Origin of the sequence: Mycobacterium sp. TKK-01-0059 (assembly GCF_000709305.1) — a bacterium.
GTDB lineage: Bacteria > Actinomycetota > Actinomycetes > Mycobacteriales > Mycobacteriaceae > Mycobacterium > Mycobacterium intracellulare.
On record NZ_KL446993.1, the window covers coordinates 452,511 to 466,307 of the forward strand.

At 67.5% G+C, this 13,797-nt stretch carries 16 protein-coding genes and 1 tRNA gene; 6 read left to right on the forward strand and 11 right to left on the reverse strand.

Going from position 1 to position 13,797, the window contains the following annotated elements:
- Nucleotides 1-79 precede the first annotated feature (79 nt).
- On the forward strand, nucleotides 80-295 hold the full coding sequence (locus K883_RS02355) for a hypothetical protein (protein ID WP_009954684.1): 216 nt from the start codon (nucleotides 80-82) through the stop codon (nucleotides 293-295).
- Nucleotides 296-336: 41 nt separating this feature from the next.
- Here the strand turns inward: K883_RS02355 and K883_RS02360 are convergent.
- The 3 genes from K883_RS02360 to pgm form a co-directional block, all read right to left on the reverse strand.
- A tRNA-Ala gene (locus tag K883_RS02360) sits at nucleotides 337-409 on the reverse strand.
- A gap of 40 nt (nucleotides 410-449) precedes the next feature.
- Nucleotides 450-1,652: an MFS transporter gene (locus K883_RS02365; protein ID WP_255348951.1), complete on the reverse strand. Its 1,203-nt coding sequence runs from the start codon at nucleotides 1,650-1,652 to the stop codon at nucleotides 450-452.
- A 71-nt stretch (nucleotides 1,653-1,723) separates the two neighbouring features.
- Nucleotides 1,724-3,367, reverse strand: a complete 1,644-nt coding sequence (pgm, locus tag K883_RS02370) for a phosphoglucomutase (alpha-D-glucose-1,6-bisphosphate-dependent) (RefSeq protein WP_036453633.1) — start codon at nucleotides 3,365-3,367, stop codon at nucleotides 1,724-1,726.
- 102 nt (nucleotides 3,368-3,469) lie between these two features.
- Here pgm and crcB (K883_RS02375) point away from each other — a divergent pair, with 102 nt between their 5' ends.
- On the forward strand, nucleotides 3,470-3,868 hold the full coding sequence (crcB, locus tag K883_RS02375) for a fluoride efflux transporter CrcB (RefSeq protein WP_008259297.1): 399 nt from the start codon (nucleotides 3,470-3,472) through the stop codon (nucleotides 3,866-3,868).
- On the forward strand, nucleotides 3,865-4,242 hold the full coding sequence (gene crcB / locus K883_RS02380; protein ID WP_036453635.1) for a fluoride efflux transporter CrcB: 378 nt from the start codon (nucleotides 3,865-3,867) through the stop codon (nucleotides 4,240-4,242). Before crcB (K883_RS02375) ends, crcB (K883_RS02380) begins: the two co-directional genes overlap by 4 nt.
- 1 nt (nucleotide 4,243) lies before the next feature.
- Here the strand turns inward: crcB (K883_RS02380) and K883_RS02385 are convergent, their stop codons facing one another.
- Both K883_RS02385 and K883_RS02390 read right to left on the reverse strand, forming a co-directional pair.
- Nucleotides 4,244-4,870 (reverse strand): GNAT family N-acetyltransferase, encoded by a 627-nt coding sequence (locus K883_RS02385; protein ID WP_036453637.1) that lies wholly within the window; start codon nucleotides 4,868-4,870, stop codon nucleotides 4,244-4,246.
- A gap of 1 nt (nucleotide 4,871) precedes the next feature.
- Nucleotides 4,872-5,228: a DUF488 domain-containing protein gene (locus tag K883_RS02390; RefSeq protein ID WP_036453639.1), complete on the reverse strand. Its 357-nt coding sequence runs from the start codon at nucleotides 5,226-5,228 to the stop codon at nucleotides 4,872-4,874.
- A gap of 55 nt (nucleotides 5,229-5,283) precedes the next feature.
- Between K883_RS02390 and K883_RS02395 the strand changes: the two genes are divergently transcribed.
- Nucleotides 5,284-6,558 carry an HNH endonuclease gene (locus K883_RS02395; protein ID WP_036453641.1) on the forward strand — a complete coding sequence of 425 codons (1,275 nt, stop codon included), beginning with the start codon at nucleotides 5,284-5,286 and terminating at the stop codon, nucleotides 6,556-6,558.
- Between the two features lie 3 nt (nucleotides 6,559-6,561).
- On the opposite strand, the gene K883_RS02400 is transcribed toward K883_RS02395, so the two are convergent.
- Nucleotides 6,562-7,482, reverse strand: coding sequence for an HpcH/HpaI aldolase/citrate lyase family protein (locus K883_RS02400; protein ID WP_036453644.1), 921 nt, complete (start codon nucleotides 7,480-7,482; stop codon nucleotides 6,562-6,564).
- 339 nt (nucleotides 7,483-7,821) lie between these two features.
- Here K883_RS02400 and K883_RS02405 point away from each other — a divergent pair, with 339 nt between their 5' ends.
- Nucleotides 7,822-8,388, forward strand: coding sequence for a hemerythrin domain-containing protein (locus K883_RS02405; RefSeq protein WP_036453646.1), 567 nt, complete (start codon nucleotides 7,822-7,824; stop codon nucleotides 8,386-8,388).
- Between the two features lie 20 nt (nucleotides 8,389-8,408).
- Nucleotides 8,409-9,872 (forward strand): protein adenylyltransferase SelO, encoded by a 1,464-nt coding sequence (locus tag K883_RS02410; RefSeq protein WP_036453649.1) that lies wholly within the window; start codon nucleotides 8,409-8,411, stop codon nucleotides 9,870-9,872.
- Between the two features lie 2 nt (nucleotides 9,873-9,874).
- Here K883_RS02410 and K883_RS02415 read toward each other — a convergent pair whose 3' ends face one another.
- Genes K883_RS02415 through K883_RS02435 form a run of 5 tightly spaced genes read right to left on the reverse strand, consistent with a single transcriptional unit; the run spans nucleotide 9,875 to nucleotide 13,703 of the window.
- Nucleotides 9,875-10,702: an LLM class F420-dependent oxidoreductase gene (locus tag K883_RS02415; protein ID WP_036453651.1), complete on the reverse strand. Its 828-nt coding sequence runs from the start codon at nucleotides 10,700-10,702 to the stop codon at nucleotides 9,875-9,877.
- A 32-nt stretch (nucleotides 10,703-10,734) separates the two neighbouring features.
- Nucleotides 10,735-12,306 (reverse strand): adenylate/guanylate cyclase domain-containing protein, encoded by a 1,572-nt coding sequence (locus tag K883_RS02420; protein WP_036453653.1) that lies wholly within the window; start codon nucleotides 12,304-12,306, stop codon nucleotides 10,735-10,737.
- Nucleotides 12,307-12,362: 56 nt separating this feature from the next.
- Nucleotides 12,363-12,761: a DUF4267 domain-containing protein gene (locus K883_RS02425; RefSeq protein ID WP_036453656.1), complete on the reverse strand. Its 399-nt coding sequence runs from the start codon at nucleotides 12,759-12,761 to the stop codon at nucleotides 12,363-12,365.
- Between the two features lie 58 nt (nucleotides 12,762-12,819).
- A complete protein-coding gene (locus tag K883_RS02430; protein WP_036453657.1) occupies nucleotides 12,820-13,092 on the reverse strand; it encodes a hypothetical protein in 273 nt (90 codons plus the stop codon).
- 14 nt (nucleotides 13,093-13,106) lie between these two features.
- Nucleotides 13,107-13,703: a TetR/AcrR family transcriptional regulator gene (locus K883_RS02435; RefSeq protein ID WP_009955143.1), complete on the reverse strand. Its 597-nt coding sequence runs from the start codon at nucleotides 13,701-13,703 to the stop codon at nucleotides 13,107-13,109.
- Nucleotides 13,704-13,797 lie beyond the last annotated feature (94 nt).

Consider the following 13,797-nt stretch of genomic DNA (forward strand, 5'->3'; position numbering starts at 1 on the left):
CCACGGCGCGCCTAGTGATGTGTGATGCAGGCCACATCTGCGCGTGATATGTTGCGGGCGTCACAACCAAGGAGATTTCATGGTGGGCGTGAACCGTACGAACAAGGCCATGGTCACGCCTCGTTCCGGCGCGGCGGTCAATTCGCACCGGCTGTTCATGGCGTTTCTGGCCGTCACGATATTCATCAGCGCGGTCGCCGGCGTCGTCGCCGCGGCGTCGACGGGACACGAGACCGCCGCGCTCGTCATCGCGCTCGTGGCCGGCGGGAGTTTCATGACGGCCGCATTCTGCTAGACCCGCGACGTCGATTGGCGCGATGCGCCCAGTTATTTCGGTGGAGCTAAGGGGACTCGAACCCCTGACCCCCACACTGCCAGTGTGGTGCGCTACCAGCTGCGCCATAGCCCCAAGTCGTGCTCATCGAAGCTACACCACCGGTAACCGTCCTTCAAAGTTGCTGCTCAGGAAGATTCAACGTGTGCGGAGACGGCAAGGGGTCGGGCTCCGGAACGGGCACCGTCCGGGTCTCCGGCGCCACCACCCAGCCCACCGCGGCGATCAGCAAAACGATGCCGCTGATGATGAATCCCCAGCCGTAGCTCAGCCGCTCGGCGACCCAACCGAGCGTCATGGATCCGACGATCGCGCCCAGGTCGGACATCATCTGCACGGCCGCCACCGGACTGCCCGCGCGCGCCTCGCTGCCCAGGATGTCGGCGACGGCGGCCTGCATCGGCGACATGTAGATGCCCGTCACCGCCCCGACCACCACCGCGGCGACCAGAAACCTCGGCAATGACGACGCCGCGCCCAAGAAGATGGTCGCCGCGCCGGACAACGCCAGGCCCACGATCATCAACGTGCGCCGTCCCATCCGGTCGGACAGGTAGCCACTGGGGATCATGGCCAGCGCGTTGCCCCCGGCGAATGCCGCTAGCGCAATGCCGATGACGCCGACGCCGCGGCCCATGACGTCGGTGATGAACAAGGGGACCAGGGCGACGCGAAGGCCGAACGCCGACCAACCGGTCGCGAAATTGGCCCCGAGCGAGGACCAATAGGCGCGCACGCGCAACGCCTCTCGCATCGTCACCGTCGACCGCGTCGGCGGCCCCGGGGCCGCCAGGGCCGAATTCCGCAATCCGAAAAACAGCACCACCGCCACACCGAGCAAAGCGACGCCGTACACGATGAACGGCGCGGTGAGCCCCCAACCGGCCGCCAGGGCGCCGACGGCCGGGCCGCCCACTGCCCCGACCATGAACGACGTGGTGAAAAGGCCCGCGACCCGTCCGCGGGCGTCGGGCGGGCTGATATGGATCATCAGTCCCAGCGCCGAAACATAAAACATTGTCGATCCGATTCCGCTGATGACGCGGAAAGCCATCAATTGCCAGTAAGCCTGGGAAAACGCACACGCGCCGGTGGAGACCGCGACGATCACCATCCCGCCGATGTAGATCCGCCGTTCCCCCAGCCGCTGGACCAGCTGCCCGCTGACCGGCGCAAAACACAGGCGGGCCAACGAAAAGACGGTGACCAAGAAGGTCACCGCCTTGATGCTGACGCCGAAACTGCGGGCGAAAGACGGCAGCGCCGGTGAAATGACTCCGTAACCAAGCGCGACCATGATATTTGCCCAGCTAAGGATCCAAACTTCGCGCGGCAGACGGGTCGAACGCGACGCGCGTCCCCCCGGACGGGTAAGGCGGAGGGAAAGGGTCACCCAATGACTTTATTAACTACCTCGCGCGCAGTTTCTTGCACCTCGGCTAAATGCTCTTCTCCGTTGAAAGATTCCGCATAAATCTTGTACACGTCTTCGGTTCCCGACGGTCGCGCGGCAAACCACGCGTTGGCCGTCGCCACCTTCAATCCGCCCAATGCGGCCCCATTCCCGGGTGCCGCGGTCAGCTTGGCGGTGATGGGCTCCCCCGCCAGTTCCGTCGCGGTCACCTCGTCGGCGGACAGCTTGGCGAGCCGGGCCTTTTGGTCGCGGTCGGCGGGCGCGTCGACCCGCGCGTAGAACGGCGTGCCGTACTCGCCGGTCAACTGTTGATAGCGCTGGGAGGGACTCGTCCCCGTGACGGCCAGCATCTCCGAGGCCAGCAGGGCCAGGATGATGCCGTCCTTGTCGGTGGTCCACACGGACCCGTCGCGCCGCAGGAACGACGCCCCGGCCGATTCCTCGCCGCCGAAGCCGATGCCGCCCTCGATCAGGCCGTCGACGAACCACTTGAAGCCGACCGGCACCTCGATGAGCTTGCGGCCGATGCCGGCGACCACCCGGTCGATCATCGACGAACTGACCGCGGTCTTGCCGACCGCGATGCCGCCCGGCCACGATGGCCGCTGCGTGTACAGGTATTCGATGGCCACCGCCAGGTAGTGGTTCGGGTTGAGCAGCCCCGCGTCGGGGGTGACGATGCCGTGGCGGTCCGAGTCGGCGTCGTTGCCCGTGGCGATCTGGTAGCGGCCGGGGTTGTCGGACATCGCGCGGATGAGTCCCGCCATCGCGTCCGGTGAGCTGCAGTCCATCCGGATCTTGCCGTCGTGGTCGAGCGTCATGAACCGCCATGTGGCGTCGACCAGCGGATTGACCACGGTCAGATCCAGGCGGTGCCGGGTGGCGATCTCGCCCCAGTAGTCCACGCTCGCCCCGCCTAGCGGGTCGGCGCCGATCCGCACCCCGGCCGCGCGGATGGCATCGATGTCGACCACGTTGGGCAGGTCGTCGATGTAGTTACCGAGGTAGTCGTGGCGCTGCGCGGTCTGCAGCGCGCGGGCCAGCGGGATGCGCTTGACGCCCGAGCCGTCGCCCAGAATCTCGTTGGCGCGCTTGGCGATTGCGTTGGTGGCGTCGGTGTCGGCTGGGCCGCCGTTGGGCGGGTTGTATTTGAAGCCCCCGTCCGAGGGCGGGTTGTGCGACGGCGTCACGACGATCCCGTCGGCCGGCGCGTCGGTGCGACCGCGGTTGTAGGTGAGGATGGCGTGGCTGACCGCCGGCGTCGGCGTATACCGGTCGCGGCTGTCCACCACCGCTACTACGTCGTTGGCGGCCAGCACCTCCAGAGCGGAGACCCAGGCCGGCTCGGAGAGGCCGTGCGTGTCCCGGCCGATGAACAACGGGCCGGTAATGCCGTGGGCGGCGCGGTACTCGACGATGGCCTGGGTGATCGCCAGGATGTGCGCCTCGTTGAACGCCCCATTGAGCGCCGACCCGCGGTGGCCCGACGTGCCGAATGCCACCTGCTGGGCGACGTCGCCGGGATCGGGCTGAATCGAGTAATAGGCCGTCACCAGGTGGGGCAGATCGACAAGGTCTTCGGGTTGGGCCGGCTGACCGGCGCGAGGGTTGGCCACCATGGTTACCAATTCTGCCCGTCTCCCGGCGCCCCCGGCCTGCGCCGGTCTGGACTCCCGCCATACGCTGCGTAGCGCACCGGCAAACGAAGGGAATCGACGCCAGTGGCGCAACGGGACTATCGCGAATTGGCCGCGGTGTTTGCCGGTGGGGCGCTGGGTTCCCTGGCCCGGGCCGCCCTGAGCGACCTCGCCGGCGGCCACCCAGAGAGCTGGCCGTGGCCGACGTTCACGGTCAACATCGTCGGGGCGTTTCTGGTGGGCTACTTCACCACCCGGCTGCTGGAGCGGTTGCCGACGTCAAGCTATCGGCGCCCGCTTCTGGGCACCGGATTGTGCGGCGGTTTAACGACTTTCTCCACGATGCAGGTCGAGACGGTGAGGATGATCGAGCACGGTCATTGGGGGCTGGCCGTCGGCTACACCGTCGCCAGCATCGTGCTCGGGCTGCTGGCGGTGCACCTGGCCACCAAGTTGGTGCGCCGGGTGCGGGTGCGCCGATGACCACCGCGACGACTGCCCTGGTGTGGCTGGGCGTCGCGTTCATCGGCGGCGTCGGATCGGTGCTGCGCTTTGTGATCGACCGTGCGGTCGCGCGCCGGGTGTCCCGGCCGTTCCCGTTCGGCACGCTCGTCGTAAATATCAGTGGCGCAGCGCTTCTCGGATTTCTCGGGGGTTTGGCGCTCAACAAGGAGGCCGCCCTGCTGGCCGGCACGGCGTTCGTCGGCGCCTACACCACGTTTTCGACCTGGATGCTGGAAACGCAGCGACTCGGCGAGGAGCGCCAGCTGCGCTCCTCGCTCGCCAATATCGTCGTCAGCGTGGTGTTGGGCGTAGCGGCGGCGTTAATCGGGCAGCGCCTCGCCGAGCTGTTCTGAGTCAGGCGTCGGGCCGACGGGGAATGTCCTTGGGGGTGCGGGGCAGCACGTACAGGGCCATGCGCCGATTCGCCATGTCGTGTTCGCCGAGGAATGCGCAGCCGCCACGCTCACAGAACTTGCGCGCCAACCCATTGCGGTGGTCGGGGTCGAACATGATTCTGCGACACCGGGGATCGAGCGTGAAGATGCTGCCCACCAAGTGCGGCAGCAGGTAACCGACGTGACCACGCTGGATGTAATCCAAATCGGCGACCGCGACGTGCAAGCCAAGATCGTAGGGATCGTGGTCGTAGCGGGTGGCGATGGAATCCTTTGCCGCCCGGTATAACTCGATATAGGCGCGGTCCACCCCGTCGTGCCGCGCCAGGAACGGACGAGAAAAGCCCCCGTCGAGCTGCGCCCGCAGGTATCGATGCCACCGCGCCACCGGCCAGTGGGACTCCCAGGCTTCGACCAGGTGCGGGCGGCCCATCCACTCGGCGATCATCTCGGCGTCGGCGTCCGGCTCGGCAAGACGCAAACCGTACGGCTCGGGCAGGTCCGGGATCGGCGGCGGCGGGACGCTGCGGATCTCCTCGGGAAGATCAGTCAATTCCCGGGGGAGGACGCGTTCCGCGTCGCCCATGTCAGTGGGCTCCGAGGAGCTTCGCCAGGACGACCGCCTGGCTGATGTCCACCGCGCGGGTGGCCGTGACCAACGTGACCGGACCCCGCTCGGCAAGCTTGCGCAACTCCGCCAGCGCGGCGCTGTCGCGCAGTTCCGCCTCGTAACGCGAGGTGAACTCGTCGAATCGTTCCGCCCGGTGTCGGTACCACTCACGGAGGTCCTTCGAGGGTGCGACCTCCTTGCACCAGATGCCCACCCGCGGGTCGTCTTTGCGCATGCCGCGCGGCCAGACCCGATCGACCAGCACGCGCTGACCCTCGTCAGCGCCGACGTCGTCGTAGACCCGCGCGACTCGGATCCGCCCTCTGGGGCTCACATGCCCAGAGTAGCCACGGGCCCGCTTGTCAGTGGGCACAATTACTATCGAAAGTATGTTCGAGGAATTGATCGCCGTCGATCCGGCAGCCGATGAATCGTCGCTGGTAGAGCGTATCGCCGAGCTGGAAATGCTCAAGTCGGCGGCGGCCGCCGGCCAGGCCCGGGCGGCGGCCGCCCTGGACGCGGCGCGTCGAGCCACCGAAGCGGCCACCGGGGTGCCCGCGGCGCGCCGCGGACGCGGCGTGGCAAGCGAGGTCGCCCTGGCGCGACAGGACTCCCCCGCGCGGGGCGGCCGGCATCTCGGTTTCGCCAAAGCCCTGGTGCACGAGATGCCGCATACGCTGGCCGCCCTGGAATGCGGGGCCCTGTCGGAGTGGCGGGCGACGCTGATCGTGCGCGAGAGCGCATGCCTCGACGTCGAGGACCGTCGCGCCTTGGACGCGGAGATGTGTGCCGACCCGTCGAGCCTGAGCGGCATGGGCGACGCGCGAGTGGCCGCGGCCGCGAAGGCGATCGCCTACCGGCTCGATCCGCACGCCATCGTCGAGCGGGCGGCCAAGGCCGAGGAAGACCGCACCGTCACCATTCGCCCGGCGCCCGACACCATGAGCTATGTCACCGCGTTATTGCCGGTGGCTCAGGGGGTTTCGGTGTATGCCACGCTGCGCCGCGAGGCAGACACCTGCGGCGACGGGCGAACGCGCGGGCAGGTGATGGCCGACACGCTGGTGGAAAGGGTCACCGGCCGCAGCGCAACGGTCCCCACCCCGGTCGCGGTCAACCTCGCGCTGACCGACGAGACGCTGCTCGGCGGTGACGATGCGCCGGCCGACGTCGCCGGCTACGGCCCCATCCCCGCGTCGGTCGCGCGCAGCATGGTCGCCGAGGCCGCCGCCGATCGACGTTCGCGAGCGACCCTGCGCAGGCTCTACACGCATCCCCAATCCGGGGCGCTGGTGGCCATGGAGTCACGAGCGCGACTCTTCCCGCAGGGCCTGGCCGCGTTCATCGGGCTCCGCGATCAACACTGCCGCACTCCCTACTGCGACGCGCCGATCAGGCACCGCGACCACGCGCAGCCGTGGGCCGACGGCGGCCCGACCACCGCGGACAACGGCCTCGGATTGTGCGAACACTGCAACTACGTCAAGGAAAATGCGGGGTGGCGGGTGAGCACGAGCGTCGACGAAACCCACACCCATACGGCGCTTTTCACGACGCCCACAGGCACAACCTACCGTTCGACGGCGCCGCCGCGCGGCCCCACCATCACGATGAGCAAGCTCGAAGTCCGCGTCGGCGTCGCGCTCGCGCGACATGCGGCCTGACACTCAGTAGTGATAGGTGTCCGACGGCGCGGGTGAGTGATCGCGCTCTTCCTCGTCGATGTCCAACGCCTCGATACCGTACGCGCGAGCCAACTCGAGGATCTTGGTCGCCCGCGCGATGCGGGGCAGATCGGAGCCGTTGCGGATCTCTCCCCCGTCACGTTCGAACTCGGCGAAAAACTCTTTCGCCCAAGAAATTTCGTCCTGCGACGGCGACAGACCCTCATTGACGACGGCGCACTGGTCGGGTGTCAGGCAGATCTTGCCGGTCATCCCGAACTGGGTGGAGACCGCCGTGGCCTCGATCAGTTTCAGCGGATTGGAGCCGATGGTCGGGCCGTCGATCGCGCTGGGCAGGTCGGCGGCCTTGGAGGCGATGGTGAAGCGAGATCGCGTGTAGGCCAGCGTCGCCGGGTCGTCCCCGAAGCCGGTGTCGCGGCGGAAGTCCCCGATACCGAACGCCAGCCGGAAGGTTCCCTTGGTCGCGGCGATCTCGGTGATGCGCTCGAGGCCTCGGGCCGTTTCGACCAGGGCGACGATCGGCACATCGGGCAGCCGCTTCGCGGTCTCGGTGACGTGGTCGACCGATTCGACCATCGCCAGCATCACCCCGCCCACCGGCGTGGTGGCCAGGGCGGCCAGGTCGTCCGCCCACCATGGGGTGCCGAAGCCGTTGATGCGGACCCAGTCGACGTTGCCGGTGGCCAGCCAACTCACCACGTTCTCTCGCGCGGCGTGCTTGTCTTTGGGCGCGACGGCGTCCTCGATGTCGAAAACGACGACGTCGGCGCGCGAGTCCACCGCGGACTGGAACCGGTCGGCATGCGTGCCGTTGACCAGTAGCCAGCTTCGGGCCAATACCGGGTCGATGCGAGAGCCGATGTCCTCGGATTCGGGGGCGCTGCTGTTGACCTGTTCGTACATCGGCTGATCTGCGTCTCTGTGAGTTGTGTGTGGACTTCTCGTCCCTAACCGTAACGATTATCCAGAACCGGCGGTCCCGGGATGCCCCGTGGCAGCAGAGCCGTTCGAGACCGACCGAGATGTGAGGACGCGCCGACGGCAGCCCAACCACCCGGAAAAGCGACGAAAGCGGCTGCGCCACAGCACCATCCGCCCGAAACGTCCGACCGGATCCGTCCGTCGTCGCGGGCGAAAGCCCAGGACGACGCCGTTTAGCAGCCTGCGCATCGGGTATGTCTGCCCCAAGCCGCACACAGCCCAAATGTGCGAATTCAATTCTTCACCCAGGAGGTATCGGCGATGGCCGAGATGATCATCCAAACCCCCGACGAAGTCGTCGCGTTCCTGAAAGCGCAGCACAACCTCATCGAGGACATGTTCGACCAAGTGCTGCACGCGACGGATCCCAAAGCGCGGGAAAAGCCGTTCGCGGCGCTGCGCCAACTGCTGGCCGTTCACGAGACCGCCGAGGAAATGCTGGTGCACCCGCGAGCGCGCCACGAGGCCGACGCCGGCGATGCCATCGTCGACGCCCGCCTAAAGGAAGAGCACAGCGCCAAGGAGCTGCTGTCGCAGATCGAGAAGCTCGATGTCACCTCTGACGAGTTCATCACCGAGGTCACGAAGCTGCGCGACGCCGTGCTCGAACACGCCGAGCATGAGGAAAACGAGGAATTCCCGGTCCTTCAGCGCCAGCTCGACGACAACGATCTCAAGCGGATGGGAACGGCCGTGCGCGCCGCCGAGGCCATCGCGCCGACCCACCCCCACCCCGGCGTGGAATCGGCGAAGTTGAATTTCGCCCTCGGTCCGTTCGCCTCCATGCTCGACCGCGCCCGCGACCTCATCGGACAAGCCGTCGGCTGAGTTTCCGTAGGCTCGATCAGATGAGCGTTGCCCCGGACACCACCGTCGCCCTGCAAGACCGGTTCTTTCGCGAATTGCCGGAAATGGCGGTCCGGTGGCAAGCCGAGACGTTCCCCGAGTTGCGGCTGCTCGTGCTCAACGACCGGCTCGCCGAACAGCTCGGGCTCGACGCCGCCTGGCTGCGCAGCGACGAAGGACTGGGCTTCCTGTCCGGCAACCTCGTGCCCGACGGGGCCGCCCCGGTCGCCCAGGCCTATGCCGGCCACCAGTTCGGCGGTTTCGTCCCCCGCCTGGGTGACGGGCGTGCGCTGCTGCTCGGCGAGCTCGTCGACACCGACGGCCGGCTGCGCGACATCCACCTGAAAGGTTCTGGCGCCACGCCCTTCGCCCGGGGCGGGGATGGCCTGGCCGCAGTGGGGCCGATGTTGCGCGAATACATCGTCAGCGAGGCGATGCATGCTCTGGGCGTGCCCACGACGCGATCGCTGGCCGTGGTCGGCACCGGGCTCCCGGTCTATCGCGAAACCACACTGCCGGGGGCCGTGCTCACCCGCGTGGCCAGCAGCCACCTGCGGGTGGGCAGCTTTCAGTACGCGGCGGCCACCGGCAACAAGGACCTGCTGCGCCGACTCGCCGACCATGCGATCGCCCGCCACCATCCCGGCGCCGCCGAGGCCGAACGCCCGTACCTCGCGTTGTTCGAAGCGGTCGTCGCGGTCCAGGCGCAGCTCGTCGCCCAGTGGATGCTGATCGGATTCGTTCATGGGGTGATGAACACCGACAACACGACCATCTCGGGCGAAACGATCGACTACGGGCCCTGCGCCTTCATGGAGGCCTACGACCCCGACACGGTCTACAGCTCGATCGATTTCTGGGGCCGCTACGCCTACGGCAACCAGCCGGTCATCGCCGGTTGGAACCTCGCGCGCTTCGCCGAGACACTCCTTCCGTTGCTGTCGCACAGCACCGAGGAGGCCATCGCGATGGCGGAGCAGTCGTTCGGGGTGTTCCAAGCCCGCTACGACGCGGTGTGGGCGTTTGGGATGCGTGCCAAAGTGGGCCTATCCGCCGACGTCGATGCCGAATTCGCCGCGGCCTTGATCGAGGAACTTCTCCTTTTGCTCAAGCAGAACCACGTCGACTACACGTCGTTCTTCCGCCGGCTCGGCCAGGCGGCGCGCGGTGATGCCGAGCCCGCGCGCGAACTGTTCATGGACCTCGCCGGTTTTGACGATTGGCTGGCGCGCTGGCAGGCCCTGGGCCCCGACGCCGACGCGATGGATCGCGCCAACCCGCTCTACATCCCGCGTAACCATCTGGTCGAGGACGCCCTGACCGCGGCGACGGACGGCGACCTCGGGCCCCTCGAGGGGCTCCTGGCGGCGGTGACCGAGCCGTATGCGCAGCGGCCCGGTTTGGAGCGCTACGCCAGCCCCGCGCCCGAAGACTTCGGCAAGTACCAAACCTTCTGCGGCACTTAGCCTTACGCTAGCTCAGCGAACTCGGCCTGCAACGCGTCGAGGCGGCGCAGCGTCTGGTCGCGAGGTTCGGTGGGCAGGTCCACCAGCAGGTGTTGCAATCCCAACTCTCGGTAGCCCTCGAGCTCTGCTGCCGTCGCTTCGCCGCCGTGGAAGTGAATCACCGGCACGTCCTGGCCGACCAGCTCGCGCAGTTGGTTCAGCTGAGGCGACAACTGCGCTGCCGAACCGGTCATCGACAGCCACCCCGCGTGGAGCCGGGCGATACGATTGAAGCCGGCGGGCCCACACCCCAGGTACAGCGGCGGATACGGCTGTTGCACGGACTTGGGCCAGCTGTAGATCGGATCGAAGTCGACGAATTCCCCATGGAATTCGGCCTTTTCGTTCGTCCAGATCCCGATCATCGCGTCCAGGCGCTCGTCGACCACGCGTCCCCGAACCGCGGGATCGACGCCGTGGTCCGCGATCTCTTCACGCAGCCATCCCACGCCCACTCCGAATCGAAACCGCCCCTGTGACACCAGATCCAGTGACGCCACCTCCTTGGCGGCGTGGATCGGATCGCGCTGGGGCACCAGGGCGATGCCGGTGCCGACCACGAGCCTCTCAGTGACGGCCGCGGCCGCCGTCAGCGCCACGAACGGATCCAGCGTGCGGTAGTACTTGCGCGGGATCGGGCCGCCACTCGGGTACGGAGTTTTCGCGTCGACCGGGATATGGGAGTGCTCGGCGAGAAAGAGCGATTCAAAACCGCGCTGCTCGAGCGCTTTCCCCAGGTCCGCCGGACCAATGCCCTCGTCGGTAACAAACGTCAGCACACCGAAGCCCATGACGCTAAGTCAACCGCATCCGCGCTTGGCTGTCAGCGCGAACTTGTTCCCGCCACGGCCTGGCCGGCGTCGGTGACCGGGACCAAACGCGCCATCCCGCGCAGGATCCACGGTGTGCGCTTGGCCAATACCGCCATGGCGCGGTCCGAGGGACGCATTGTCGCGCGGGGGCCGGGTGTCGGCACCGCCGTGAGTTCCGCTTCGCGCGACCCGGTGCGCGCGCCCCGCCGGTCGACGGCGACCAGTTCCCATTCGCCGGGAACACCGCGCAACGCGACGACGCCTCGTTCTTGGAAGCCGATGCCGGAACCGACCACGAGGTCGCGGACGGTGCGTGACACCAGTATTTCGCCGGCCCCGGCCTCACCGAGGATCCGCGCCGCAATGTGGACCGCGATTCCCCCGATGTCCGCGTCGATGAGTTCGCACTCACCGGTGTGGATTCCGATGCGGATCTCGATGCCGAGTTTCTCGGCATCGTCGCGCAGGTTCTCGGCGCATCGGATGCCTTGGGTCGGTCCGTCGAACGTGATGAGGTAACCGTCGCCGGTGCTCTTCACGACCGTGCCGCCGTATCGTTCCGTAGCCTCCGCGGTCACTTCCCCGAAGCGCTGCAGGACTGCACGCCAACGTTCGTCGCCCGTCGCCGCCACCCGTTCGGTCGACGCGACGATGTCGGTGAACAGCACCGTGCGCAGGGCCCGGTTCGACGGCGGCGGAGACGCGTGGCTCCCGGTGAGGAGCTCTTCGATCTCGGTCGCGATCCTGTCGGGGTCGGTGAACCAGGGCGCGTGGTCCGTGCCGTCGAGTTCGATCATGCGCGCACCGCGAATGTGGTCGGTGAGATATCGGCCCGCCTGCACCGGCACACCGGGGTCCCGGCTGGCATGCACGACGAGGGTGGGCATGGCGAGCGTCGGCAGGATCGGCCGGACATCGATCCGGAATGCGGCTTCCAGTGTGGCCCTGGCCATTCCGGGGCTCGCGCACATGCGCTCCAGCATTCCCAGCTGGCGCGAGGACCGGACCGAGGGCAACAGACACTTGAGCGCCTCCCCACTTCCCCACGCCGACATGACAGCTCGACCGAATTTCTGGAAGCCGATGATCTGTTCCTCGGCCGGCGTGTACTGCTCGCCAATCTCCCGGATGGCACGCGCCCGCAGCTCGGCCGGATCGCGATCGAGGTCATCCCAACCTTCGGTCGGCAGGTACGCCGCGGTGCCGGCGAGGATCAACGCCCGCGTCCTGTCGGGTCGCGACGCGGCGAACAAGATGGCGGCCGGGCCGCCCTCGCTCACGCCGAGTAGGGCGGCTCTTTCGAAGCCCGCGGCGTCCATGACGGCCTCGATCTCGGCGGCTCGATCGTCGAGGGTGCGCACCTGCGGGACCGGGTCGGACAGTCCCACCCCGGCCTTGTCGAAGAGGATGACGCGGCAAAACGTCGCGAGCCGCTCCATGAACGCTTTGAATTCGGGCATTGCCCAGTACAGCTCGACATGGCTCGCAAACGAGCCAGCGAAGACCAGGTCGATGGGCCCGTCTCCGAACACCTGGTACGCAAGGCTGAGATCGCCGCAGTTTGCATACGCTGTTTCCGGCACGAAATGAGCGTACCGACTGCCACGAGGTCTAGACCAGCAAATTCTTGCCGGTTCGCTCAGGCGGGCGCCGACGCTTCGGCGGTCCGCTTGGCCGGACGTACCGCACCCCACAGCCCAGTGACGATCCCGACGACGGCGCCGCCCAGGCCGATCAGTTGCTGCGAGGGCTTCAACTCGCTGTGCACGCTCAACCCGCCGACCAGGTCGGCGACGTCGGCTCCGGCGGAGGCCAGGAACCAGCCGCGGGTGTTCTTGCCGCGCAGCGCCGCGCCCGCCAGCAGTGCACCGATCAGCGCGTCGCGATAACCCATCGATCGCAACAACAGTTGCGCCGTCGGCGTCGGCTCCTCGGGGTCGCCCCACAATTTGTTTGCACGCAGGGGATCAACGAGAAACGAAACGCCAGAGGCGAGCCGAATGGTGCCCGCGGAGAGGCCGAACCGGTCGATTGACATGGTCCCTGAGCCTAGGAGCAAACGCCCGTCTCGCGCACGCATTCGCTCCGAACGCCGGTCATGGCGCCGGGCACGCGTCGGCGATCTGCAGCGCTGCCGGCCACAGCACCGTGGCCACACCGAAGGCGAAGGCGTCGGCGGCGGCGGGTGACACCACCTCTATCCTTGCCTGGATTCGCTGGGTCTGCTCGGGGTGAAAAACGGTCCACGCGAAACCGATACAGAGGTAGGGAATCGCGAGCCACACGGCCAGCTCGATCAGCCCGCCGATGCTGACCTTGCGCCCGAGGACGCGCCTTACGGGGTCCATCGCATGTTCGATTTGGCCCATCACCGCACTCCCCGCTACCGCAACACCAGCTTCAAAGCGTAATCGACGACCGCGTCGAGATCATTGCCCAAATGACCGGCGAGCCACTGCTGGGCAAGCTCGGCCATCGCGCCGGTGTACATCGCCGCGGCGACCTCGGCGGCCACCGGATCGGAACCCGGGTTGAGACGCCAGCCCTCGGTCAGCACCCCCTGGCGCAACATGTCCTGCGTGGCGCGGCGGCGGGCGGCCAGCACCGGGTTGGTGCGCGCATCGGTGAACAACACGCGGCCGCGCCGCGGATCGGCCGAGGAGAAGCCCAGCACGGCCGCGATGCCGGCGCGGGTGCGGGCGCCGAGCGAATCGCCCGCCTCCTCGATAGCGGCCGCGATCACCTCGGCGAGCTGCTCACTCACCCGGTCGTAAACCGCGCCGAGCAGATCGTCGGTGTCGCCGAAGCTCTCGTAGAAATACCGGGTGTTCAACCCGCACTCCCGGCAGACCGAGCGCACCGAGACGGCGGCCTCGCCGCCGCTGCCGAACAGGCGATACGCGGCCTCGACGAGCAGCGCACGACGCTCGGCGCGGCGGTCCTTGAGCGGTACACCGGCCCACCGGGTGGGACTCGACATCCCTACAGCGTAGGTCGACACGGCGCGGGTCTTGTCACACCTGTAACCAAAACATATTCTGGTTACAGTCGTGACCAGAAGTCCCGAGGGAGTG

Bases quoted from the DNA above. Each gene is read 5' to 3' on its own strand.
- K883_RS02355 (WP_009954684.1), top strand. From the start codon at position 80: ATGGTGGGCGTGAACCGTACGAACAAGGCCATGGTCACGCCTCGTTCC.
- pgm (WP_036453633.1), bottom strand. From the start codon at position 3,367: ATGGTGGCCAACCCTCGCGCCGGTCAGCCGGCCCAACCCGAAGACCTT.
- crcB (WP_036453635.1), top strand. From the start codon at position 3,865: ATGACCACCGCGACGACTGCCCTGGTGTGGCTGGGCGTCGCGTTCATC.
- K883_RS02385 (WP_036453637.1), bottom strand. From the start codon at position 4,870: ATGGGCGACGCGGAACGCGTCCTCCCCCGGGAATTGACTGATCTTCCC.
- K883_RS02395 (WP_036453641.1), top strand. From the start codon at position 5,284: ATGTTCGAGGAATTGATCGCCGTCGATCCGGCAGCCGATGAATCGTCG.
- K883_RS02400 (WP_036453644.1), bottom strand. From the start codon at position 7,482: ATGTACGAACAGGTCAACAGCAGCGCCCCCGAATCCGAGGACATCGGC.
- K883_RS02405 (WP_036453646.1), top strand. From the start codon at position 7,822: ATGGCCGAGATGATCATCCAAACCCCCGACGAAGTCGTCGCGTTCCTG.
- K883_RS02410 (WP_036453649.1), top strand. From the start codon at position 8,409: ATGAGCGTTGCCCCGGACACCACCGTCGCCCTGCAAGACCGGTTCTTT.
- K883_RS02415 (WP_036453651.1), bottom strand. From the start codon at position 10,702: ATGGGCTTCGGTGTGCTGACGTTTGTTACCGACGAGGGCATTGGTCCG.
- K883_RS02425 (WP_036453656.1), bottom strand. From the start codon at position 12,761: ATGTCAATCGACCGGTTCGGCCTCTCCGCGGGCACCATTCGGCTCGCC.
- K883_RS02430 (WP_036453657.1), bottom strand. From the start codon at position 13,092: ATGGGCCAAATCGAACATGCGATGGACCCCGTAAGGCGCGTCCTCGGG.
- K883_RS02435 (WP_009955143.1), bottom strand. From the start codon at position 13,703: ATGTCGAGTCCCACCCGGTGGGCCGGTGTACCGCTCAAGGACCGCCGC.